Source organism: Ruegeria sp. CL5, assembly GCF_056536485.1.
The window spans coordinates 110,875-132,659 of sequence record NZ_JBQFPS010000010.1 but is presented as its reverse complement, the minus strand read 5'-3'; the positions used below and the strand labels follow the sequence as shown (position 1 = coordinate 132,659).

General features: G+C 56.6%; 18 protein-coding genes. 9 read left to right on the top strand and 9 right to left on the bottom strand.

Annotated elements, in window-relative coordinates; genetic code table 11:
* Positions 1 to 22 precede the first annotated feature (22 nt).
* Positions 23 to 1,579, top strand: a complete 1,557-nt coding sequence (locus tag ACR0IU_RS16780) for a phosphate ABC transporter substrate-binding/OmpA family protein (protein WP_480717051.1) — start codon at positions 23 to 25, stop codon at positions 1,577 to 1,579.
* Between the two features lie 3 nt (positions 1,580 to 1,582).
* Here the strand turns inward: ACR0IU_RS16780 and radC are convergent, their stop codons facing one another.
* From radC to dnaK, 3 genes are all read right to left on the bottom strand, one after another.
* Positions 1,583 to 2,338, bottom strand: coding sequence for a RadC family protein (gene radC, locus ACR0IU_RS16775; protein ID WP_170471034.1), 756 nt, complete (start codon positions 2,336 to 2,338; stop codon positions 1,583 to 1,585).
* A gap of 159 nt (positions 2,339 to 2,497) precedes the next feature.
* Entirely contained in the window at positions 2,498 to 3,649 is a 1,152-nt protein-coding gene (gene dnaJ / locus ACR0IU_RS16770) for a molecular chaperone DnaJ (RefSeq protein ID WP_010442938.1), read from the bottom strand.
* Between the two features lie 74 nt (positions 3,650 to 3,723).
* Positions 3,724 to 5,631 carry a molecular chaperone DnaK gene (gene dnaK, locus ACR0IU_RS16765; RefSeq protein ID WP_170471036.1) on the bottom strand — a complete coding sequence of 636 codons (1,908 nt, stop codon included), beginning with the start codon at positions 5,629 to 5,631 and terminating at the stop codon, positions 3,724 to 3,726.
* A gap of 214 nt (positions 5,632 to 5,845) precedes the next feature.
* Between dnaK and ACR0IU_RS16760 the strand changes: the two genes are divergently transcribed.
* Complete coding sequence (locus ACR0IU_RS16760) at positions 5,846 to 6,448, top strand: alpha-ketoglutarate-dependent dioxygenase AlkB family protein (RefSeq protein WP_480717050.1); 603 nt, start codon at positions 5,846 to 5,848, stop codon at positions 6,446 to 6,448.
* On the opposite strand, the gene ACR0IU_RS16755 is transcribed toward ACR0IU_RS16760, so the two are convergent.
* Entirely contained in the window at positions 6,445 to 7,266 is an 822-nt protein-coding gene (locus ACR0IU_RS16755) for an ABC transporter permease (RefSeq protein WP_480717049.1), read from the bottom strand. The genes ACR0IU_RS16760 and ACR0IU_RS16755 overlap by 4 nt on opposite strands.
* Before the next feature lie 123 nt (positions 7,267 to 7,389).
* Here ACR0IU_RS16755 and cysQ point away from each other — a divergent pair, with 123 nt between their 5' ends.
* The 7 genes from cysQ (at position 7,390) to ACR0IU_RS16720 (ending at position 15,283) form a co-directional block, all read left to right on the top strand.
* Complete coding sequence (gene cysQ, locus ACR0IU_RS16750; RefSeq protein WP_480717048.1) at positions 7,390 to 8,187, top strand: 3'(2'),5'-bisphosphate nucleotidase CysQ; 798 nt, start codon at positions 7,390 to 7,392, stop codon at positions 8,185 to 8,187.
* A complete protein-coding gene (locus ACR0IU_RS16745) occupies positions 8,187 to 8,987 on the top strand; it encodes a 3-deoxy-manno-octulosonate cytidylyltransferase family protein (protein WP_170542589.1) in 801 nt (266 codons plus the stop codon). The genes cysQ and ACR0IU_RS16745 overlap by 1 nt, the downstream gene beginning before the upstream one ends.
* Positions 8,984 to 9,967: a UDP-glucose 4-epimerase GalE gene (gene galE, locus ACR0IU_RS16740; RefSeq protein ID WP_480717047.1), complete on the top strand. Its 984-nt coding sequence runs from the start codon at positions 8,984 to 8,986 to the stop codon at positions 9,965 to 9,967. The genes ACR0IU_RS16745 and galE overlap by 4 nt, the downstream gene beginning before the upstream one ends.
* A complete protein-coding gene (locus ACR0IU_RS16735) occupies positions 9,964 to 11,010 on the top strand; it encodes a glycosyltransferase family 2 protein (protein ID WP_480717046.1) in 1,047 nt (348 codons plus the stop codon). The genes galE and ACR0IU_RS16735 overlap by 4 nt, the downstream gene beginning before the upstream one ends.
* Before the next feature lie 149 nt (positions 11,011 to 11,159).
* Positions 11,160 to 12,146, top strand: coding sequence for a glycosyltransferase family 2 protein (locus ACR0IU_RS16730; RefSeq protein ID WP_010442946.1), 987 nt, complete (start codon positions 11,160 to 11,162; stop codon positions 12,144 to 12,146).
* Entirely contained in the window at positions 12,143 to 13,843 is a 1,701-nt protein-coding gene (locus ACR0IU_RS16725; RefSeq protein ID WP_480717045.1) for a DUF5927 domain-containing protein, read from the top strand. The genes ACR0IU_RS16730 and ACR0IU_RS16725 overlap by 4 nt, the downstream gene beginning before the upstream one ends.
* A gap of 6 nt (positions 13,844 to 13,849) precedes the next feature.
* Positions 13,850 to 15,283 (top strand): nodulation protein NodH, encoded by a 1,434-nt coding sequence (locus ACR0IU_RS16720; RefSeq protein ID WP_480717044.1) that lies wholly within the window; start codon positions 13,850 to 13,852, stop codon positions 15,281 to 15,283.
* A gap of 7 nt (positions 15,284 to 15,290) precedes the next feature.
* Here ACR0IU_RS16720 and ACR0IU_RS16715 read toward each other — a convergent pair whose 3' ends face one another.
* From ACR0IU_RS16715 to ACR0IU_RS16695, 5 genes are all read right to left on the bottom strand, one after another.
* Positions 15,291 to 15,809, bottom strand: coding sequence for a L,D-transpeptidase family protein (locus tag ACR0IU_RS16715; protein WP_170542577.1), 519 nt, complete (start codon positions 15,807 to 15,809; stop codon positions 15,291 to 15,293).
* 62 nt (positions 15,810 to 15,871) lie between these two features.
* Complete coding sequence (locus ACR0IU_RS16710; RefSeq protein ID WP_480717043.1) at positions 15,872 to 16,657, bottom strand: ion transporter; 786 nt, start codon at positions 16,655 to 16,657, stop codon at positions 15,872 to 15,874.
* Positions 16,658 to 16,679: 22 nt separating this feature from the next.
* Positions 16,680 to 17,903 carry a class I SAM-dependent RNA methyltransferase gene (locus tag ACR0IU_RS16705; protein ID WP_480717042.1) on the bottom strand — a complete coding sequence of 408 codons (1,224 nt, stop codon included), beginning with the start codon at positions 17,901 to 17,903 and terminating at the stop codon, positions 16,680 to 16,682.
* A 39-nt stretch (positions 17,904 to 17,942) separates the two neighbouring features.
* Positions 17,943 to 19,775: an ABC transporter ATP-binding protein gene (locus ACR0IU_RS16700; RefSeq protein WP_480717041.1), complete on the bottom strand. Its 1,833-nt coding sequence runs from the start codon at positions 19,773 to 19,775 to the stop codon at positions 17,943 to 17,945.
* Positions 19,772 to 21,610, bottom strand: a complete 1,839-nt coding sequence (locus ACR0IU_RS16695) for an ABC transporter ATP-binding protein (RefSeq protein WP_480717040.1) — start codon at positions 21,608 to 21,610, stop codon at positions 19,772 to 19,774. Before ACR0IU_RS16695 ends, ACR0IU_RS16700 begins: the two co-directional genes overlap by 4 nt.
* Between the last annotated feature and the right edge of the window lie 175 nt (positions 21,611 to 21,785).

Sequence of the window (21,785 nt, the reverse complement as noted above, 5' to 3'; positions counted from 1 at the left end):
GCAGGCAATTCAACGGTCCACAATGAAAATCCTTCGTGCGGCATTTGTCGCGCTTTTGTCCTTGTCCTTGGCACAGGGAGCGCCCGCGCAAGACATCACTCTGACCTCACACGACGGCAAGGTCGAAGTCGTCGGCACATTGCTTGGGTATGATGGTGAATTTTACCGCGTCGATACGCAGTTTGGCGAACTGACGATCGATGGCTCGGGCGTTACATGTGATGGACCAGCCTGCCCCAATCTGACCGATTTTGTCGCCGAAGTGCGATTTTCAGGTTCATCCGTTATGGCAGAAACTTTGATGCCGGCACTCGTGCAGGGTTTTGCCGTACAAGAAGGTCTGTCGGCATCTGTTTCAGAGACTGCCGTAACCCAACGTGAGTATACATTGCATCATCCTGACCGCTTTGCACCTTTGGCCAGGTTTACCTTCTCTGTGACCGGCACCTCTCAGGGGTTTGCCGATCTTGCGAAGGGCACGGCGGATATCGTTCTTGCCCAACGCGAGATTCGGCCGGACGAGACTAAGTTGAACCGCGACGCTGGATTGGGTGATCTGACTCAGGCACGCCGGTCAAGGGTCTTGGCACTGGATGCGATTGTTCCGATTGTATCTGACGACAATCCCATACGTCAGATATCCCCCGCAGACTTAGCCAAAATCTTCACGGGACAAAATACAAACTGGTCCGATCTTGGCGGTCCCGATGCACCCATTTCTCTGTACCTGCCGAAAGCCGGATCTGGCCTCACGCAGGCCATAGAAGATCTGTTGCTGGCACCGGTCGATGCGCCGATCTCAGCAGACGTTACATTTCATGCTCGCAACAGCGATCTTGTACGCGCGATCTCAGGTGATCCTTTCGCAATTGGTATCGCCAGCCTCGCTGAGACGGGCGAAGCGCGAGCGCTGCCACTGACCGGTGGCTGCGGTCATACCCTCTCGGCGACGAGGCAATCAGTAAAGACCGAGGACTACCCGCTCACCGCACCGATGTTTATCTACCTGCCGCAAAGAAGATTGCCGCGGCTCGCCCGGCAATTTCTGGCCTACACCCAAAGTGGCGTTGCACAAATGGTGATCCGGCAAGTCGGATTTGTCGATCAATCACCCGAGACCATCGGGATGGCGTTACAAGGCGAGCGGCTGGTCAATGCCGTCAGCACCGGCGGAACCGAAGTTGGACTGGAAGAACTACAGCGCATGATCGAAACCCTCCGCCCTCTGTCCCGGTTATCTTTGTCCTTCCGCTTCGAGCCCGGCTCGTCGCGACCCGATGCGCAATCCCGCTCAAATATCCTGCAGCTCGCGCAGGTGTTGGAAAGCGGTAGGCTGGATGCGCGACAGGTGACTTTTGTAGGATTTAGCGATGGCGACGGGGCTGCCACATCCAACACGCGCATTGCTCTGCAGCGGGCCAAAACCGTTCGTAACGCGGTGCTGGCGGCAATCGAAACGAGTATTCCTGCGAGTCTCGAGATAGCGGTTGAGGGCTTTGGCGAAGCGATGCCAATGGCCTGCGATGACACCGAATGGGGCCGCAAGGTGAACCGCCGGGTCGAAGTATGGATTCGATAGCGGTCAAAGATATCCTTGTGCGCGAAAGCTCAATTCTGTCGATTTGCCGATAATCAAATGATCGTGCAAGGTCAGCCCCAGCGCCGTGCAAGCATCCTGAATCCGGTTGGTCATGTCGATGTCAGATTGTGAAGGCGTCGGGTCACCTGAGGGATGGTTGTGCACCAATATCAACGCTGACGCATTCAGCTCCAGCGCGCGTTTCGCCACCTCACGCGGATAAACCGGTACGTGATCCACTGTGCCCTTCGCCTGCTCTTCATCTGCGATCAGTACATTCTTCCGGTCCAGATAAAACACCCGAAACTGCTCGGTCTCGCGATGGGCCATCGTCGTGTGGCAATAATCCAGCAGCGCATCCCAGCCCGAAATCACATGCCGCTGAATCACCCGCGCTCGTGCCATCCGATGAGCGCAGGCCTCAAGAATTTTCAGATCGGTAATCACCGTGTCCCCGATCCCCTTTATCTGACGCAGCCGTTCCTCAGGCGCCGTCAACACGCGGTTGAAGTCGCCAAACGCATCCATCAGAGCACGCGCCAGCGGTTTCACGTCCTGACGCGGGATGGATCGGAACAAAGCCAGCTCCAGCAGTTCATAATCCGGCATCGCTGCTGATCCGCCAGACATGAACCTTTCGCGCAGCCGCTTGCGATGGTCTTTTATGTAGGAGGGTAACCGACCAACGGGCAGCGGCTGCGCCGGTGCTTCATCCGTATCGAACAGCATGGGGGCTTCGGCAAAGGCGTCTTGGGTCATAACCCCACTCTGACGCAGAATCGGTTTCCGAAAAGTTAACGCGCCTTATCCCTGCCCGTCGGAACGGCAACACACGGGTCCCCCGCTTCATCTGGCCATAAATATCTCGGGGGAGTCGCCCAAAGGGCGATGGGGGCAGAGCCCCCCTGCTTAACCGGTTTAACCCTTCATGCCATCCCAGAAGGACTTCACAGAAGAGAAAAAGCTTTTCGATTCCGGGTGATTGTCTTCACCCAAATCGTCAAACTCACGCAGTAGCTCTTTCTGGCGGCTGGTCAGATTGACCGGAGTTTCCACGGCCAGTTCGATGAACATGTCGCCGATACCACCACCACGCAACGCGGGCATGCCTTTGCCGCGCAAACGCATCTGACGTCCGGATTGGCTGCCTGCCGGAATCTGAACGCGGCCGCGACCACCATCGATTGTAGGAACTTCGATCGAGCCACCCAGCGCCGCTTTACCCATACTGACCGGAACGCGACAATATAGGTTCACGCTGTCACGCTCGAACAGTTTATGATCCGAAACCTCGACAAAGATATAGAGGTCGCCCGGAGGGCCACCGCGCATGCCAGCCTCGCCTTCACCGGCAAGACGGATGCGGGTACCGGTTTCAACGCCCGCTGGAATGTTCACCGATAGCGCGCGATCTTTTTCAACACGACCAGCACCGCCACACGATTTACAGGGATTCTTGATAATCTGACCCAAACCGGAGCAGGTTGGACAAGTGCGTTCAACGGTGAAGAAGCCCTGTTGCGCGCGCACCTTGCCCATACCGGAACAGGTTGGACAGGTGGTGGGTTCAACCCCACCCTCAGCCCCAGTACCCTCACATGAAGAGCAGGCCACGGCGGTCGGTACATTTATAGTTTTCTGCAGACCCGCATAAGCCTCTTCCAGCGAAACCCGAAGGTTATAGCGCAGGTCCGATCCGCGGGCTGCACGACGTCCACCGCCGCCGCCACGTTGGCCGCCCATGAAGTCGCCGAACAAGTCGTCGAAAACGTCTGAGAACGCGCTGGAGAAATCGCCTTGGCCGCCAAAACCGCCGCCGGGACGACCTCCGCCACCCATACCGTTTTCAAACGCAGCGTGGCCAAAGCGGTCATAGGCCGCCTTTTTGTCGCCATCGCGCAGCACATCATAGGCTTCGTTGGCCTCTTTGAACTGCGCTTCGGCATCAGGATTGTCCTTGTTGCGATCGGGATGCAGTTCTTTGGCTTTCTTGCGAAAACCTTTCTTGATCTCATCCGCCGAAGCGCCCTTGGACACGCCGAGCACTTCGTAATAGTCGCGTTTGGACATCAGTTCTTCCTTCTGCCTCAACGTAATTGGGCCGGCCCGGCAACCGGACCGGCCCATATTGGCCCGGTTACCCGTTAGTTACGCTTGTCGTCGTCCAGATCTTCGAACTCGGCGTCGACAATGTCGTCTTCACCCGGCGCTTCATCTGCAGCCGCCGGCGCATCCTCACCCTCTTCGGCTTGCGCCTTGTAGATGGCTTCGCCCAGCTTCATGGCGGCTTCGGTGACGTTCTGGATGCCGGATTTGATCTTGTCGGCATTCTCGGTTTCCAGCTCGTCCTTCAGCGCGGCAATCGCCAGCTCGATGGCTTCGATGGTGGTCGGGTCAACCTTGTCGGCATGCTCTTCCATCGACTTTTCGGTCGAGTGGATGAGGCTTTCCGCCTGGTTCTTGGCGTCGACCAGCTCGCGGCGTTCCTTGTCGGCTTCCGCGTTTTCTTCGGCGTCCTTGACCATCTTTTCGATGTCCTCATCGGACAGACCGCCCGAGGCCTGGATGGTGATCTTCTGCTCTTTGCCGGTGCCTTTGTCTTTGGCCGAAACCGAGACAATGCCGTTGGCGTCGATGTCAAAAGTCACCTCGATCTGAGGCATACCGCGCGGTGCGGGCGGGATGTCTTCGAGGTTGAACTGACCCAAGATCTTGTTGTCCGCAGCCATTTCACGCTCACCCTGGAACACGCGGATGGTTACGGCGTTCTGGTTGTCTTCGGCGGTCGAGAAGACCTGAGACTTTTTGGTCGGAATGGTCGTGTTGCGGTCGATCAGACGGGTGAACACGCCACCCAGCGTCTCGATGCCCAGCGACAGCGGGGTCACGTCCAGCAGTACCACGTCTTTGACGTCGCCCTGCAGAACACCGGCCTGAATGGCGGCGCCCATGGCAACCACTTCGTCCGGGTTCACACCCTTGTGCGGCTCTTTACCGAAGAACTTGGTGACCTCTTCGATCACTTTCGGCATCCGGGTCATACCACCGACCAGAACAACCTCGTCCACGTCAGCAGCCGACAGACCGGCGTCTTTCAGAGCAGCCTGGCACGGCTTCATCGACTTCTTGATCAGGTCCGCAACCAGCGATTCCAGCTTGGCACGGGTCAGTTTCATGACCATGTGCAGCGGCTGACCGTTCGAACCCATCGAGATGAACGGCTGGTTGATTTCGGTCTGCGAGGTCGAAGACAGCTCGATCTTGGCTTTTTCAGCGGCTTCTTTCAGACGCTGCAGGGCCATCTTGTCAGCGGACAGATCGACACCGTGTTCCTTTTTGAACTCGTCTGCCAGGTAGTTGACGATGCGCATGTCAAAGTCTTCACCACCCAGGAAGGTGTCACCGTTGGTCGACTTCACTTCGAACAGGCCGTCGTCGATTTCCAGAATGGTCACGTCGAAGGTACCGCCACCAAGGTCATAAACCGCGATGGTTTGGGTTTCTTCTTTGTCCAGACCATAGGCCAGCGCAGCCGCTGTCGGTTCGTTGATGATCCGCAGCACTTCCAGACCGGCGATTTTACCGGCGTCTTTGGTGGCCTGACGCTGGGCGTCGTTGAAATATGCCGGAACGGTGATAACTGCCTGCGTGACTTCCTCACCCAGATAGCTTTCTGCGGTTTCCTTCATCTTACCCAGAGTGAAGGCCGAGATCTGGCTTGGGGAGTACTTTTCACCGCGGGCTTCAACCCACGCGTCGCCATTGCCGCCATCAACGATGGCGTACGGCACCATTTTCTTATCTTTTTCGACTTCGGCATCATCCACGCGACGACCGATCAGGCGCTTGACGCCAAAGATCGTGTTGTCGGGGTTGGTGACCGCCTGACGTTTTGCAGGCTGACCGACCAGGCGCTCATCTTCAGTGAAGGCGACGATCGAGGGCGTGGTCCGCGCCCCTTCGGCGTTTTCGATGACCTTCGGCTGCGAGCCATCCATGATGGCCACGCACGAGTTGGTGGTTCCGAGGTCAATCCCGATTACTTTTCCCATAATTTTGATCCCTTTCAATTTAAGGCGATGTCTCGAGGCCTGAACCCGTTACGGCATCCCGGCCCCGATCTGATGTGCGCGACAGCACTACACCATCGCGCGTCGAGGCGTATATAAGGGCGCAGACTGGGGCCTGCAAGCGGTCAGAAACGCAGGTTTTCGGGATTTTGTGGCCTTTTTTGGCAAGGTTCTGGCAAGGTTTGGGGATTCTTCCATGGCGCGGCTTCTTTTGCGCGGATTTGATATCCGCAAAGGCTATCTGGATGCGGTGTCGCAAACCCACCTGGTTGACCTGTTGCGCCCGATTCTGAAGGCCGCGCCGCTCTATCGGCCCATCACCCCATCGGGCAAAGAAATGTCGGTACGCATGACCTCGGCCGGAGCATTGGGCTGGGTTACGGATCGGGCTGGCTATCGGTATCAGGATACCCATCCCAAAGGCATGACCTGGCCTGCAATCCCGGATGATATTCTGACGATCTGGAAAGACGTGACCGGTGCGGAACGTCAGCCCGATTGCTGCCTGATCAACTACTACGGCGAAGGCACCAAGATGGGCCTGCATCAAGACAAGGACGAGGCTGATTTTTCTTGGCCGGTGCTGTCGATTTCACTGGGCGATGACGCGTTATTCCGCATCGGCAATACGACACGCGGGGGCAAGACCGAGTCAATCTGGCTGAGCTCGGGCGATGTGGTGATCATGGGCGGACCTGCCCGGCTGACATATCACGGGATTGACCGCATCCGATTTGGATCATCCAAACTGCTGCCGAAGGGCGGGCGTATTAATCTGACGCTTCGGGTCGCCACCTAGCGACGCGCCTCCCAGCTTTTTGACACGTGTTTGCGCGTGTAGAATTCAGCCAGCAACCCGATCATGGTCAGGACAATCCCCACCCAAAGCGCATATTCCCAACTTGTGTTGCGAGGAAAATAATTCCGGAACACAAAACCACGGCATTGGTCGATAACATGAAACAGCGGGTTCCAGGCAAACATGGTCAGCATGAACCCGCCCAGCGCGTTTCCCACGAACATCTTGCCGGAAAAAACCATATTCATCCGCCGATAGACATTTTTCAGGATGGTCACTGTATTGGGAAACCACGGCTTCAGCGCCAGTAACACGAGCCCCACCGAACACCCCGTAAACCAGGCAAGCACAAGCATGGCAAAAGCTCCGCCTGGCTCCTGAATCTCGAGCGGCGAAACGGCAACACTGTAGACAAACAAAATCACCAGGATCGAGACAAGTTGGGTATAGAGCGTGCCTAGCGCCGAAGCCGCCAGCATCACCATCATGGTCATCGGCGAATGCAATGTCATGGGATTGTTGCCATCTCCGACACCGGCAATGGCACTGACCGATTTGATATGTGTCAGAAACAGAAACACTCCAGACAGCAGAAAAAGTATGAACTCACCGCGTATCTTCGCGATCCGGGTGCCCATGAAAGACAGGATCAAGTAGAACGCTCCGGCGACCACAACCACCTGAAGAATATTTATCAGGATCGCCATTACCGCATTTGAATGCTGCGATCGGATATTGCGCACAATCGCATGGAATATCAGTTCAGCTGTGGTGAAGGCCCCGCCCAACAACGACTGATTTCGCTTATAGTGAAACACGCGACCACTCTTTCCTGCTCATGTCACCTGCAATCTGGCATGAATTTCTTGCTGTTCCGTATCCAGCGCATCATAAGTCCGTAAGAAACTTGGATCAACAAACCTCAAGAACGGAGCTTTTTTGTGACCTATGACGCCCTGATACCCGTCATCCGGCGGCTCGCCCTTCAGGCAGGCGACAAGATCATGCAAATCTACGAGTCGGATGATTTCGACGTCAAAGTCAAATCCGATTCCAGCCCGGTGACCGAGGCGGATGAGGCCGCAGATGCGCTGATCTCGACCGGGCTGCGCGAAGCTTTTCCCGAAATTTTACTAGTGACTGAAGAGCAGGCGGACTCGCACTCGGAAAAAGGTGAGACCTTTCTGATCGTCGATCCGCTGGACGGCACCAAGGAATTCATCAACCGTCGTGGCGATTTCACGGTGAACATCGCATTTGTTGAGAACGGCGTACCGACGCGCGGCGTAGTTTATGCGCCCGCACGGGGACGGATGTTTTATACGCAGGCCGATGGGCAAGCGGTTGAGGAAACCGGCGCGCTGGACAAGGATCAGCCGGGTGCGTTAACGCCAATAGCAGTCTCTAAACCAGACAATTCAGCTCTGATGATCGTTGCCTCGAAATCGCACCGCGATCAGGCGACTGAGGATTACATCAACAAATATCAGGTGCGCGACAGCAAAAGCGCCGGGTCATCGCTGAAGTTCTGTCTGGTCGCAACGGGTGAGGCTGACCTTTACCCCCGCGTGGGCCGCACAATGGAATGGGACACCGCAGCGGGCCATGCAGTACTAGCCGGTGCTGGTGGAAATGTCGTGCGCTTTGATGACCACACCCCGCTGACCTACGGCAAAGACGGCTATGCCAACCCGTTTTTCATCGCCTATGCTCCGGGCGTCGACCTGAAGGAAGCCTGATGTCTGTTCTGATCGTCATTCCCGCCCGCTACGCGTCGACCCGCTATCCGGGCAAACCTCTGGTGCCGCTGACCGGGGTCAACGGTACAGCCATGACACTGATCGAACGGTCCTGGCGCGCCGCCATTTCGGTCGCGGGTGTCGATCGCGTCGTCGTGGCGACAGACGATGACCGCATTCGCGAAGTATCCGAGGGGTTCGGGGCCGAAGTGATCATGACCTCGGATACCTGTCGCAATGGCACCGAACGCTGCGCCGAGGCGCATACGGCGCTGGGCAGCGGTTATGAGATCGTAGTGAACCTGCAGGGCGATGCACCATTGACGCCGCACTGGTTTGTCGAAGACCTGATTTCAGGCTTGCGCGATGCCCCTGAGGCCGGTGTGGCCACCCCGGTTCTGCGCTGCGATGGCGACGCTCTGAATGGGTTGTTGAATGACCGCAAACACGACCGCGTTGGGGGTACGACAGCAGTGTTTGGCAATGATCACAGTGCGCTCTATTTCTCGAAAGAGGTAATTCCCTTCACCTCTGAGACCTATGCCAACGATGATCCAACTCCGGTCTTTCATCATGTCGGAGTCTACGCTTATCGGCCAGATGCACTGGCAGACTATCCCTCCTGGCGGACCGGCCCGCTGGAAACTTTGGAGGGCCTTGAACAACTGCGTTTCATGGAAAACGGTCGCAAGGTTCTGTGCGTCGAGGTGGAAGCCAAGGGCCGTCAGTTTTGGGAACTGAACAACCCCCAGGATGTCGCCAAGATCGAAGAAATGATGGCCGCGATGGGACTGGAATGAACCATATTCTGGTCACCGGCGGCGCTGGCTATATTGGTTCGCATGCCTGCAAGGCGCTTGCAAAGGCGGGCTATATTCCGGTGACCTATGACAATCTGGTCACCGGTTGGCAGGATGCGGTAAAATTTGGTCCGTTCGAGCGGGGCGACCTACTGGATCGCGCGCATCTGGACGCCGTCTTTGCCAAATACCAGCCAGCCGCCGTGATGCATTTCGCAGCCCTCAGCCAAGTGGGTGAGGCAATGTCCGAGCCTGGCAGGTACTGGTCGAACAATGTGACCGGCTCTTTGACGTTAATCCAAGCGGCAGTCGACGCGGGCTGTTTGAATTTCGTCTTTTCATCGACTTGCGCCACTTATGGCGAACACGACAATGTGGTGCTCGATGAAACCTCACCACAACAACCGCTGAACGCCTATGGCGCCTCAAAACGCGCGATCGAAGATATCCTGCGTGATTTCGAATTCGCCTACGGGCTAAACCATGTGATCTTCCGATATTTCAACGTCGCCGGGGCCGATCCGGATGCCGAAATTGGTGAATTCCATCAACCCGAGACCCATCTGGTGCCGCTAATGCTGGACGCTGTCGCCGGTAAGCGCGATGGTCTTACAGTGTTCGGTACCGATTATGACACGCCCGATGGCACCTGTATTCGCGATTATGTGCACGTCTGCGATCTGGTCGATGCGCATATTCTTGGTCTGAAGTGGCTGGAACAAGGCAAAGAGAGCCGCGTGTTCAATCTGGGTACCGGATCGGGATTTTCGGTTATGGAAGTGATCGAGCATTCGAAGGCCGTCACCAATCGAGCGGTGCCCTACAGCATCGGCCCACGCCGGGCAGGGGACTGTACACGTCTGGTATCAGGTTCAACCCGCGCAGAACAAGAGCTGGGCTGGATGCCAAAAAGATCAACGTTAGAGACGATGATCACCGATGCGTGGCGCTGGCATCAGAATGGCAGCTACAAAAAGTGAGCACAAAGGATCAGCCGCTAAGCTGGGGGCAGCGATACAAACTGCGCCTAAAGCGTAAGCGGCTTTTATGGCGGTCTTTTCGCAGCCGCCATCAGCTAACTTCGCGTGCAGACAAAACGCAACAAATCGCGCCGGGAGCTATCCTTGCCTTTACCACTCTACGGAACGAGATCAGCCGATTGCCGTGGTTTTTTCATCACTACCGGACGCTGGGTGTAGATCATTTTCTGATTGTGGATAACGGCAGCGACGACGGATCGACCCAGTACCTGCTTGATCAGCCGGATGTATCTCTGTGGCAGACAACTGCTAGCTATCGTGCGTCCCGGTTCGGATTGGATTGGCTGACATATCTGCAGTGGAAATTTGGCCACGGGCATTGGACGCTTATGGTCGATGCCGATGAATTGCTTGTCTATGCCCATCACGACACGCATTCGTTAAACGATTTGACGGGCTGGCTGGACGCGCGTGGGCAATCCGCCTTTGGCGCATTGATGCTGGATCTGTTTCCCAAAGGCCCAGTGGGCACGCAGTACTATGACCCGCAATCCGATCCCACGGATGTTCTGAACGGGTTCGACACCGGCCCCTACAGATCCCAACGTCAATTTCCATTGGGCAACTTGTGGGTTCAAGGCGGGACGCGCGAGAGAGCTTTCTTTTCGGACCACCCTGAAAGATCCCCGACTCTGAACAAAATCCCTTTGATCCATTGGTCGCGACATATGGCTTATGTGAATTCCTGCCACTCCGCCCTGCCGCGAGCCCTGAATTTTGAATATGACGGGCCAGAGGGGCAGGCTCCTTCGGGCGTTTTGCTGCACACGAAATTCCTGCCGGGGGTTGTAGAAAAATCGCAGATCGAAAAACACAGGCGCCAGCATTTCCACGACCCTAAAAAATTCAGCACATATTATGATGGGATTATTAATAAACCCGATCTTTGGGGGTCTGATTCTGTAAAGCTGCGCGATTGGCAACAATTGGAGACTTTGGGGCTGCTGAACGGCGGCGGCTTTCCAGCCACTACGGGGAAGTAAACCGGATTTAAACCCATTGCTTCGCAAGGTAACTAGATGTCATAAAACGATGACGGCTCGGCACCACTCAGGCCTCAGGCGGCCCCGGGCAGACGCGCGTATATCAATAAGGGTTGGGCAGCCGCGTGAGCCTTTTGGATTCCTATCGCATGAGATTGCGACGCAAGCGTCGCCTTTTGCGGTGCCTGCGCAAAAGACGCGAATTGAAAGCGATACAGAACAACACGTCAGATATTCGCCCGCAAGACATCTTGTTGATGAGCGTCGTGCGAAACGAATGTATCCGCCTGCCTTATTTTCTGGACTATTACCGCAAGCTTGGCATCAACCATTTCCTATTCGTCGACAACAATAGCGATGACGGAACGCGTGAATTTTTAACCGACCAGCCAGACGTGTCACTGTGGTGGACGGATGCCAGCTACAAAAGTTCGACTTATGGGCTGGACTGGTCAAATTATCTGTTGCGAACCTATGCCCACAAACACTGGGTTTTGACCGTCGATCCGGACGAGTTCTTTGTTTACCCGTTCTGTGATACCCGCCCGATAAGGGCGTTGACCGACTGGTTGGATGACACCAGCGTTCGTAGTTTCGGCACAATGCTGATCGACATGTATCCTGAGGGGGTCGTCGAAGACACGCCCTATCATGCCGGTCAGAATCCGTTCGAGATCGCCCCGTGGTTTGACTCAGGCAACTACATGATCGCCCGGAATCCCACCTATGGAAACCTGTGGATTCAAGGTGGTGCCCGAGCACGGGTTTTCTTTCATGATACGCCCGAAAAAGCCCCTGCACTGAACAAAATCCCTTTGGTGAAATGGCATCGCCGATACGCCTATGTCAGCTCGACCCATGCGCTGCTGCCCCGTGGCCTCAACCAAGTTTACGAGGAACGTGGGGGTGAAAAAACCAGCGGCGCACTGCTACATGCTAAGTTAATCGACACTCTGGGCAACAAGGCCCGTGAGGAACTAAGCCGCAGCCAGCATTATCGCGCCTCGGGCGAATATAGAGCTTATGCCGAACATTTGGAGAATAAGCCCGTTTTCTGGAACAACTGGTCCGAGAAATACATCAACTGGCGACAGCTTGAGATCCTCGGCATGATGTCAAAAGGGAACTGGGCATGAGCAGCCTGGGCATCGTCATGCTGGTGCACACCGCACTCGACCGAGTAGAGCGGGTGGCGCGGCATTGGACCGCATCGGGCTGCCCGGTCGTGATCCATGTGGATCGCAAGGTGACCAACTCGGCATATTCCACTCTGGTCACCGCCTGTTCCGATAATCCTTTAATCCAGTTCTCGGATCGACATGTCTGTGAATGGGGTGGGTGGGGCATCGTTGCAGCCTCACAGTCCGCTGCAACTCAGATGTTGGACAGTTTCCCGCAGGTGCGTCACGTTTTCCTTGCCTCGGGTGCTTGTTTGCCGCTTCGCCCTGTGGGCGAGCTGATGGATTATCTGGCTGATCGCCCCCGCGTTGATTTCATCGAAAGCGCCACAACACGCGATGTCAGCTGGACCATGGGGGGGTTGGATCTTGAGCGCTTCACGCTGCGTTTTCCGTTCTCTTGGCGCAAACAGCGGAGATTGTTTGACGCCTACGTGCGGCTTCAACGCGTAGTAGGAATGCGCAGGGCGATCCCTGGAGGTCTTGTGCCACATATGGGCAGCCAATGGTGGTGCCTGACACGGCAAACCCTGTCAGCCATTTTGCAGGACCCCAAGCGCCCGGACTATGACCGGTATTTTCGGAGGGTCTGGATCCCGGACGAAAGCTATTTCCAAACACTCGCGCGCCTGTATTCCACGCATATCGAAAGCCGGTCGCTGACACTGTCGAAGTTCGACTATCAGGGCCGACCTCATATGTTCTACGACGACCACCTACAATTGCTACGCCGCTCGGATTGCTTTGTGGCGCGGAAAGTCTGGCACGGAGCAGACAGGCTGTATCAATCCTTTTTGTCGGATGAAAACAGCGCGATGACACCGGCTGAGCCCAATCCGGGAAAGATCGACCGAGTGTTTTCTAAAGCTGTCGAGCGGCGCATTCGCGGCCGGGACGGATTGTATATGCAGAGCTGTTTTCCGCGCGCGACAAGCGAACGCGGCCTAACCGCTTTTCCTTATTCTGTGCTTCAAGGCTTTTCAGAGCTGTTTGAAGATTTCGAGCCCTGGCTTGCAAATTCGACGGGTGCACGGGTGCACGGACATCTGTTTCACCCGGAGAAGGCGCAATTTGCAAACGGTGGCACAATGATGAACGGCGCGCTCCCAGATTGCGCGTCTCTCCGCGACTACAATCCGACTGCATTCCTGTCGAACGTCATCTGGAACACACGGGGCGAGCGCCAATGTTTTCAATTCGGACCGAATGATTCCCAACAGATCAACGAGTTCCTGTTGCGCGATCTGAACGCCAGTATTGCAATCATCACTGGCGCCTGGGCGGTTCCCTTGTTCAGGTCCAACATGAACTTTGCCGATATTCGGTGTGAAGCTGCCCGTTTGCAGCAGCGGGAAACAAAGCAGCTTGAGTTGCTGGATGCAGCCCGCGCAAAATCTAGAATACGGGTCTGGACTATGGCTGAGTTCGTGGAATCCCCCATGGAACACCTGCAGACCGTGCTTGAGGATATGGGTGCGCCCCAGCCCACCCACTTGACCGAGGCACCCACGATGGTGGATCTGACGGGGTTTGGTAAGTTTCTGCAGAATCTCAAAAACCAGGGCATGCATCCCTATTTGATGGGTGATTTTCCTGTTAACGATATATTTGGCGGACAAGCCAAATCGTTCAAAAAGCCCTATCTGGTGCAGTAATTAAAAATGACCCGCCGCTTCGATTACTTCATCGTACTGGCCGATATGCGCACTGGCTCGAACCTGTTGGAATTGCAGTTGAATACGCTCGACGGGGTGACCTGTCACGGTGAGGCGTTCAACCCCTACTTCGTCGGCCTGCCAAAACTGGATAGCGTTCTTGGGTTTACTCTAGAAGATCGCGAGAACGATCCTCTGGCTCTGATCAATGCGATCCGAAACGCACCGGGCGAGATGAACGGCTTTCGATTCTTCAGTGATCACGATGCGCGTGCTCTTGGGCCTGCGCTTGATGATCCACGCTGTGCCAAAATCATCCTGATGCGCAATCCTCTGGACAGCTACATCTCGTGGAAAATCGCGTTGGAGACCAAGCAGTGGAGATTGGTAAACATCAAGCAGCGCCGCGACGCGCAGGTCACCTTTGACACCGAAGAGTTCTGTGACCAACTTGAACAACGGCAGGCGTTTCAACAGACCGTTTTCAAGCACTTGCAAACCACAGGACAGACGCCGTTTTATATAGACTATGACGATCTGAATGATCTGGACGTTCTGAACGGGCTTGCAGCCTGGCTGGGCGTCAGCGCACGGCTTGCCGAGCTGAACCAACATCTCAAGCGCCAAAACCCCGCACCCGCCTTGTCGAAGGTGACCAATCCAGACGACATGGAGCGGGCACTGTCACAGTATGACCGGTTCAATTTGCACCAAATCCCAAATTTCGAGCCGCGCCGGGGTCCTGCCGTGTCGCGCTATGTGGGCGCGGCAAACACGCCCCTGATGTATCTACCCGTGCGCGGGGGCCCCGAGGCGGAAATTGCGCAATGGCTTGCCGATCTCGACGGAGTCACAACCGATGACCTGATCACTGGCCGCAATCAGAAACAGACGCGTCATTGGATGCAAAGCCACCCCGGTCATCGCAAGTTCACGGTACTGCGCCATCCGCTAGCGCGCGCACATGCGGTGTTCTGCGACCGTATCCTGCACACCGGCCCCGGCGCATATGTAAGCATTCGCAATATGCTGAGCCGACGGTACAAGGTGCCATTGCCTGCCAAGGGCGATCTGAGCACCTATACGCGCGATCAGCATTACGAGGCATTCGCGGCCTTTCTGGGCATGCTGCGAAGTATATTGGCAGGCCAGACCCCGATCCGTGTAGATGGGGAATGGTGTGGACAAGCGCAGACGCTAGAGGGGATGGCCGGTTTCACCATGCCCGACCAGATCCTGCGCGAGGATGAGATGGCAACCACCCTGCCCGACCTTGCCCACAAAGTTGGGCACACAGCCGCGCCAACCCCGAAAAAGGCCAAGTCGGACGCGCCGTTTTCACTGGATCAGATTTACGACGCACAGCTTGAAGCGCTGGCGAAAGAAGCCTACCAGCGCGACTATACAGTATTTGGATTTGGTGATTGGAAACCGCTTTGAACCTTGCTTAAGGGCGCAGAGTAATCACGGTTCCTTCATTCACCATCGCGTAGATCTCTTCGATCTCATCATTCTTGACCGCGATACAGCCTGCCGTCCAATCCGGGGTCTTCTTCGCCCGTTTGAACTCGGACCGCAGATTGGGCTGGCCGTGAATGAAGATATCGCCCCCCGGATCAACGCCAGCGGCCTTGGCCTTCGCCCGATCTTCCGAGTTCGGATACGAGATGCCCAGCGACAGGTGATACCGACTACGTGGGTTGCGGCGGTCAATCAGATAAGTGCCCTCAGGCGTGCGGCCGTCGCCTTTTTTGGTTTTTGTGCCTCTGGGCGCAAATCCCAGATCGACATCATATTCCCGTAAAATCTGCTCGTTATGAAGAAGATACATCTTGCGTGCGCCCTTGTTGATGACCAATGAGGTCACCTCGGGCCCGCGATAAGAAAGAAATCTGGGTTTCGCTGAGGCGCACGCTGAAAGGCTCAGCGTTGCCATCGCGCCCATTCCAAATGCTCGACGATCCATAGTTTTCACTGCCTGATGCTCTTTTTTGCCAATTATTATGCCAGATTTGCGCGAAACTTAAATCACTTTTTGATGTACGACTGTTCCGTCAGGCGGCGTTCAATAGACTCGAGCCTTTCAAGAACCTCGTCACGATAGGCGTCTGTTTTGACCTCATCCTCGGCATGGTGGGCATCCTGCATCGAGTTCACGATCAGACCAACCAGAAGGTTAACCACCGCAAAGGTGGTCACCATGATGAATGGAACAAAGAATAGCCAGGCGTAGGGATAGACCTCCATCACCGGGCGCACGATCCCCATGGACCAGCTTTCCAGCGTCATGATCTGGAACAGCGTATAGGCAGACATGCCCAGATCACCGAACCAATCCGGAAAGCTGTATGAGAACAGTTTGGTCGAGATCACCGCGCCGATATAAAACAAGATCGCCATCAGCAGGAACACGCTGGCCATGCCCGGCAGCGCCGAGATGAAGCCTTCGACTACTCGGCGCAGGCGCGGCGCAACGGAGATGACGCGCAATACCCGCAAGATACGCAGCGCCCGAAGAACAGAAAGCGCCCCCGCGCTGGGGACAAGGGCGACACCCACAATCACAAAGTCAAATATGTTCCAGCCGCTTGTGAAGAACCGACGCCCGGTCGCGATCAGTTTCACCACGATTTCGATGACGAAGATGGTGAGGCACAGTTTATCAAGCGTCACGATCAGCGTGCCTGCCGCCTCCATCAGCGTGGGTGATGTCTCCATCCCCAACAGGACCGCATTGAACAGAATCACGCCGGTGATGAACTTCCCGAAAGTCGGCGCTTCGATGATGGGCAGCAGTCGTTGGGCGATCACCATGCGGGTGGTCCTTATCTCAGGGTTAATTGTTCAAAATGAACCGAGCGGCAAGTTCGGTGTGTGACGACCATCGAAATTGGTCAACCACCTGCACCCATTCAAGGGTATATCCGGCGTTAACCAATATTTTTGCATCGCGGGCAAAGGTCACTGGATTGCATGAGACATATGCGAGCACTGGACGCTGGGCCTGCGCTAACTCGGCCACCTGTGCCTGGGCCCCTGCGCGCGGCGGGTCTAGCACGACAGCATCGAATTTCTTGAGCTCATCGGGCATGAGCGGGCGGCGAAACAGGTCTCGTGCCTCTGTCGTGACCTGTTTCAGGCCTTGCGCCTTGCGCCATCCCTGATCCAAGGCCTTCGTCATTTCGGCCTCGCCCTCGACCGCATGCACCTCGGCTGTCTGTGCCAGCGGTAGTGAGAAAGTTCCGCATCCCGCGAAAAGATCGACGATCCGCTTGGCCCCCAGCGTCGCATCGGAAACGGCCTGTAATAGAGCCTGTTCTCCATCCTTGGTGGCTTGCAAAAACGCCCCGGGCGGCGGGGTGACGCCAGCGTTTCCAAAGCGTTGGTTCGGAGGCTCACGCATGGCGATAACTTCATCATCCCAACTGAGCCGGGCAAGACCGTGGATCTCGGTTGCTTGCGCGAGCGCCAGTTCCAATGGTCCATCCAGCGGTTTGCCTCCTTTGACCGCCACATCCAGACCGACTTCGGACAGGGTCAGCGTTACGGCCAACACACCTTTGCGGCTGCCACCCAACATGGCCAGCGCTTCGGCCACCGGAATGGCGTCGATCAAGGTGGGATGCAGCAGGTGACAATCCGGGATTTCGGTGATCGTGTCCGAAGCGCGTCCGTGGAACCCGGCCAGCGTACCCTTCTTGGTGCGCCGCACGGCGATGGTGGCCCGACGGCGCGATCGCTCGGGCGAGGTGTGAATGGGCCGCATCGGGGCATCGAGCCCCTGCGCGGCCAGCGCGTTGCGCACCACGTCGACCTTCCAGTCGGCGACAAACTCATCAGCCGCGTGCTGCAGCTGGCAGCCACCACAGGCTTTGTAGTGACGGCAGGGTGCTTTGACCCGCTGATCCGAAGGCGTTTCTACACGGATGTCACTCAGGAACTGCCCCAGCAGCGTGCCGCTGACCACCTCATCCGGCAGGGTGCGTGGCGCATAGATTGGACCATCGGCGATCCCGTCGCCCTGATGTCCGAGGCGGTTAATGGTGTAGTGCTGCGTCATGGGGGCCTGATACCGGGGGTTTGCGACCAACAAAACCCCTTATTCTGCCGCTTCCGCCTGAATGAATCCACCCGACTGACGGTGCCAGAACCGGGCATAAAGCCCGCCACGTTCCAACAGTGCCTCATGTGTACCGCTTTCGACGATATGCCCATGATCCAGAACAATGATCCGGTCCATCTCGCTGAGCGTGGAGAGACGGTGCGCGATCGCCAGAACCGTTTTACCCTGCATCACCCGGTGCAGCGCGGCCTGAATCGAGGCCTCGACCTCGGAATCCAGCGCCGAGGTCGCCTCGTCCAGAACCAATATTGGAGCGTCTTTCAGGATGGCACGAGCCAAAGCAATCCTCTGCCGTTGTCCGCCACTGAGTTTCACACCCCGCTCACCGAGATGCGCATCATAGCCCTTACGCCCCTGCGCATCCTCAAGTTCCAGGATGAATTCATGCGCCTCGGCCTTAGTCGCGGCCTCAATCATTTCAGCCTCGGACGCGTCAGGACGACCATAGAGGATGTTCTCGCGCGCCGAGCGGTTGAACATCGCAGTTTCCTGCGTGACCATCCCGATCTGTTGGCGCAGACTGTCCTGTGTCACCTGAGAAACATCCTGCCCGTCAATTGAAATGACGCCATTTTCCCCGTCATAGAGCCTAAGTAGCAGTGAAACCAAAGTGGATTTCCCCGCACCTGAGGCCCCAACAATGCCCAGCTTCTCACCCGGTTTCGCCGTGAGATGCAGGTCCGATACGCCACCCACATCTCGGCCATAGGCAAAACTGACATGCTCAAAGGCGATCTCACCTTCCGTAACCACAAGCGGAGTCGCATTCAGGGCATCTTCGACCCGGTCGCGCTTGGTCAGGGTATGCATCCCGTTCTCGATCTCGCCAACATTGGCGTATAGGCCCATCAACGTGAAACTGACCCAGCCGGTCATTTGTGAGATACGGATCGCCACGGCGCCAGCCGCTACGATATCCCCGGCAGTCGCGCCGCCCACCCGCCAAAGCCACAGCGTCGCACCGATCAGCAGGACTGGCAGAACCCCGGCTAGCGTCATCAGGATGAACCGGAAGCTGGCCGACAACTTGCCGAATTCTAGCGACCGTTCTCGCAGGTCGACCATGGAGTTGCGTGCGGCGTGGTCTTCGAATTCCGAATGAGCGAACAGTTTGACCGTCTTGATATTTGTGATCGTATCAACGACCTGGCCCGACACCATCGCCCGTGCTCCAGCACGCGCGGCAGAGCGCACACGAATGCGTGGAAGATACCAGCGCACCAGCAGGAAGTAGATAACCAACCAAGCGGCGAACGGGACCATCACAAGCGGATGAATAGACCCTAACAAAAGCAATGACCCCGCAAGCGAGGCCAAGGCGAACACAATCGCGCTGATGGTTTCGGACACCACCTGCGTCATTGCATTTGAGGTTTGCATCTGTTTTTGGGCAATCCGCCCGGCGAAATCATCGTCGAAATAGGTCACCGATTGACCCAGCGTCCACCGGTTCAGCTTGGCCAATACCAGCGGCGTGATGTTGGGCATGACGATGTAGTTGTTCGCGATTGATGACAGCCCAAACAGCGCGGGACGCAGCAGCATGAAGAATGCGACAGCGCCCAAAATGATCGCAAGATTGCCGCCGGTCAGAAACGCGTCGGGCCCGCTGGCGGAAATCAGATCGATAACGCGCCCCAGGACCCACGCAGTGCCCGCTTCCATCGCGCCCGCGATTGCCGAGAACGCAGCGGCGACGAATAGCATCGGCCAGGCGCCGGACAGGCTCCAGCGAATGAACGCCCCCAGTGTTTGCGGCGGGGGCGTTTCGAAGTCTTTGAACGGTTGGATGAGGTCGGCAATCTTCATTCAGCGGCCTCCGGGTTCAGGAAGCCCCCAGATTGCCGCGCCCAGAACTGGGCGTAAAGCCCTCCTTGCGCTAGCAGGTCGGAATGACCGCCCTGTTCGACGATGCGGCCGCCATCCATCACCAGAATGCGATCCATCTGAGCAATCGTGCTGAGCCGGTGCGCGATGGCGATCACGGTCTTGCCTTGCATCATGCCGTAGAGTGTTTCCTGTATCGAGGCTTCGACTTCGGAATCTAGGGCAGATGTCGCCTCGTCCAATAGCAAAATCGGCGCGTCTTTCAGGATCACCCGCGCCAGCGTTACACGCTGCCGCTGACCGCCCGACAGTTTCACGCCCCGCTCGCCCACATGCGCATCATAGCCAGTGCGGCCCTCCGGGTCTTGCAGATCGAGGATGAACTCATGCGCTTCGGCCTGTTTGGCAGCGGCCACCATCTGCTCTTCGGTTGCATCAGGTCGGCCATACAGGATGTTGGCACGAACAGAGCGGTGCAACAGAGCGCTGTCTTGCTGGACCATCCCGATATGGCTGCGCAGGCTGTCCTGCGTAACCTTCGAGATGTCTTGACCATCGATCAGGATCGCGCCTTTCTCGACGTCGTAAAACCGCAGAAGTAGCTTTACTAGAGTCGATTTTCCGGCCCCCGACCGCCCGATCAGGCCAATCTTTTCGCCTGGCCGGATGGTCAGATTGACGTGATCTAAACCACCAGTTTCGCGCCCATAATGATGCGACAGGTCGCGGATTTCGATCTGGCCATTGCCCAGCCGCAAGGATTTCGCATCAGGCTCATCCAACAAGTCGATGGGCTGTGCAATGGTCTGCATCCCTTCGGCAACGATGCCCAGTTCCCGGAAGAAGCTGGTCAACGCCCACATGATCCATCCGGTCATGGCATTCAGCCGCAGCGTCAACGCAGTGGCGGCGGCCACCACACCAACCGTAGCGCTACCTTGCGCCCAAAGCAGGATCGCCCAACCGACGACTCCCACGATCAGCACACCGTTCAACGCAACCAGTGCGGCATCCATGATGGTGAAAATCCGCATCTCGATCTGGAATGTGCGGCGGGTTTCTGCAATCGCCTCGCGCGCATAATCCTGTTCCTGCATGTCATGGGCAAACATCTTGATGGAGTGAATGTTGGTATAGCTGTCCACCACGCGCCCTGTTACGGTCGAACGCGCATCGGACGCGGCTTGCGACGCGGGTCCGACCCGCTTGACGGTCCACCGCACCAAGGCCCCATAGAACACCAGCCAAATCAGCAGCGGAAGCAACAGGCGCGGATCAGCCGCCATCAGCAGAATGGCCGCGCCGATCATGTAGGCAATCGAGAAAGAGATCGCGTCAAAGACCTGAAACACAACCTCGCCCGCAGCGGGCGGGGTCTGAACAACCCGGTTGGCGATGCGGCCGGCAAAGTCATTCTCGAACCAACCCACCGATTGTCGCAGAACATGTTTGTGCGCCCGCCAACGGATCAGCGTGCCAAAGTTCGGCAGGATCGTGTTGTTGAGCAACAAGACGTCAACCAGCTGCAGAATGGGACGAATGAATAGAATCAGCGCGGCGACCACGATCAGCTCTGTCCCATGCGCCTGCCAAAATTCAGCGGGTGAACTTCCCAGCAGATCCACAACGCGGCCCATATAAAAGATCAGTCCGACCTCGACCGCAGCAACCATCACGGACATCAGTGCGGCCAGCACGAAAACGCGTTTGAAAGGCTGCGAATAGCCCAACATGAAAGGCCACAGCCGCGTAGGTGGGGTATCTACCTGTTCATAGGCGACAAAAGGGTCAATGAGGTTTTCGAAGTAGCGAAACATAGAGAGTGCTCCGATTGAGCAAAAAATAGGTCATGCGAAGAAAGATGGCGCCAGAACACCACCCCTACGGGTCAAAGTGTTCCGGGCTTTAGCCGAACCAGATCCCGTAATACATTCGCATTCCTCCCTCCATATGAGTCAGGCGCAACCTGCCAAATCAAATCGGGTTTGTCAT

Excerpts from the sequence above, each read along its gene's own strand:
- ACR0IU_RS16780 (WP_480717051.1), top strand. The coding sequence starts at position 23 with ATGAAAATCCTTCGTGCGGCATTTGTCGCGCTTTTGTCCTTGTCCTTG.
- radC (WP_170471034.1), bottom strand. The coding sequence starts at position 2,338 with ATGACCCAAGACGCCTTTGCCGAAGCCCCCATGCTGTTCGATACGGAT.
- dnaJ (WP_010442938.1), bottom strand. The coding sequence starts at position 3,649 with ATGTCCAAACGCGACTATTACGAAGTGCTCGGCGTGTCCAAGGGCGCT.
- dnaK (WP_170471036.1), bottom strand. The coding sequence starts at position 5,631 with ATGGGAAAAGTAATCGGGATTGACCTCGGAACCACCAACTCGTGCGTG.
- ACR0IU_RS16760 (WP_480717050.1), top strand. The coding sequence starts at position 5,846 with ATGGCGCGGCTTCTTTTGCGCGGATTTGATATCCGCAAAGGCTATCTG.
- ACR0IU_RS16745 (WP_170542589.1), top strand. The coding sequence starts at position 8,187 with ATGTCTGTTCTGATCGTCATTCCCGCCCGCTACGCGTCGACCCGCTAT.
- galE (WP_480717047.1), top strand. The coding sequence starts at position 8,984 with ATGAACCATATTCTGGTCACCGGCGGCGCTGGCTATATTGGTTCGCAT.
- ACR0IU_RS16730 (WP_010442946.1), top strand. The coding sequence starts at position 11,160 with ATGAGATTGCGACGCAAGCGTCGCCTTTTGCGGTGCCTGCGCAAAAGA.
- ACR0IU_RS16725 (WP_480717045.1), top strand. The coding sequence starts at position 12,143 with ATGAGCAGCCTGGGCATCGTCATGCTGGTGCACACCGCACTCGACCGA.
- ACR0IU_RS16720 (WP_480717044.1), top strand. The coding sequence starts at position 13,850 with ATGACCCGCCGCTTCGATTACTTCATCGTACTGGCCGATATGCGCACT.
- ACR0IU_RS16715 (WP_170542577.1), bottom strand. The coding sequence starts at position 15,809 with ATGGATCGTCGAGCATTTGGAATGGGCGCGATGGCAACGCTGAGCCTT.
- ACR0IU_RS16710 (WP_480717043.1), bottom strand. The coding sequence starts at position 16,657 with ATGGTGATCGCCCAACGACTGCTGCCCATCATCGAAGCGCCGACTTTC.
- ACR0IU_RS16705 (WP_480717042.1), bottom strand. The coding sequence starts at position 17,903 with ATGACGCAGCACTACACCATTAACCGCCTCGGACATCAGGGCGACGGG.
- ACR0IU_RS16700 (WP_480717041.1), bottom strand. The coding sequence starts at position 19,775 with ATGAAGATTGCCGACCTCATCCAACCGTTCAAAGACTTCGAAACGCCC.
- ACR0IU_RS16695 (WP_480717040.1), bottom strand. The coding sequence starts at position 21,610 with ATGTTTCGCTACTTCGAAAACCTCATTGACCCTTTTGTCGCCTATGAA.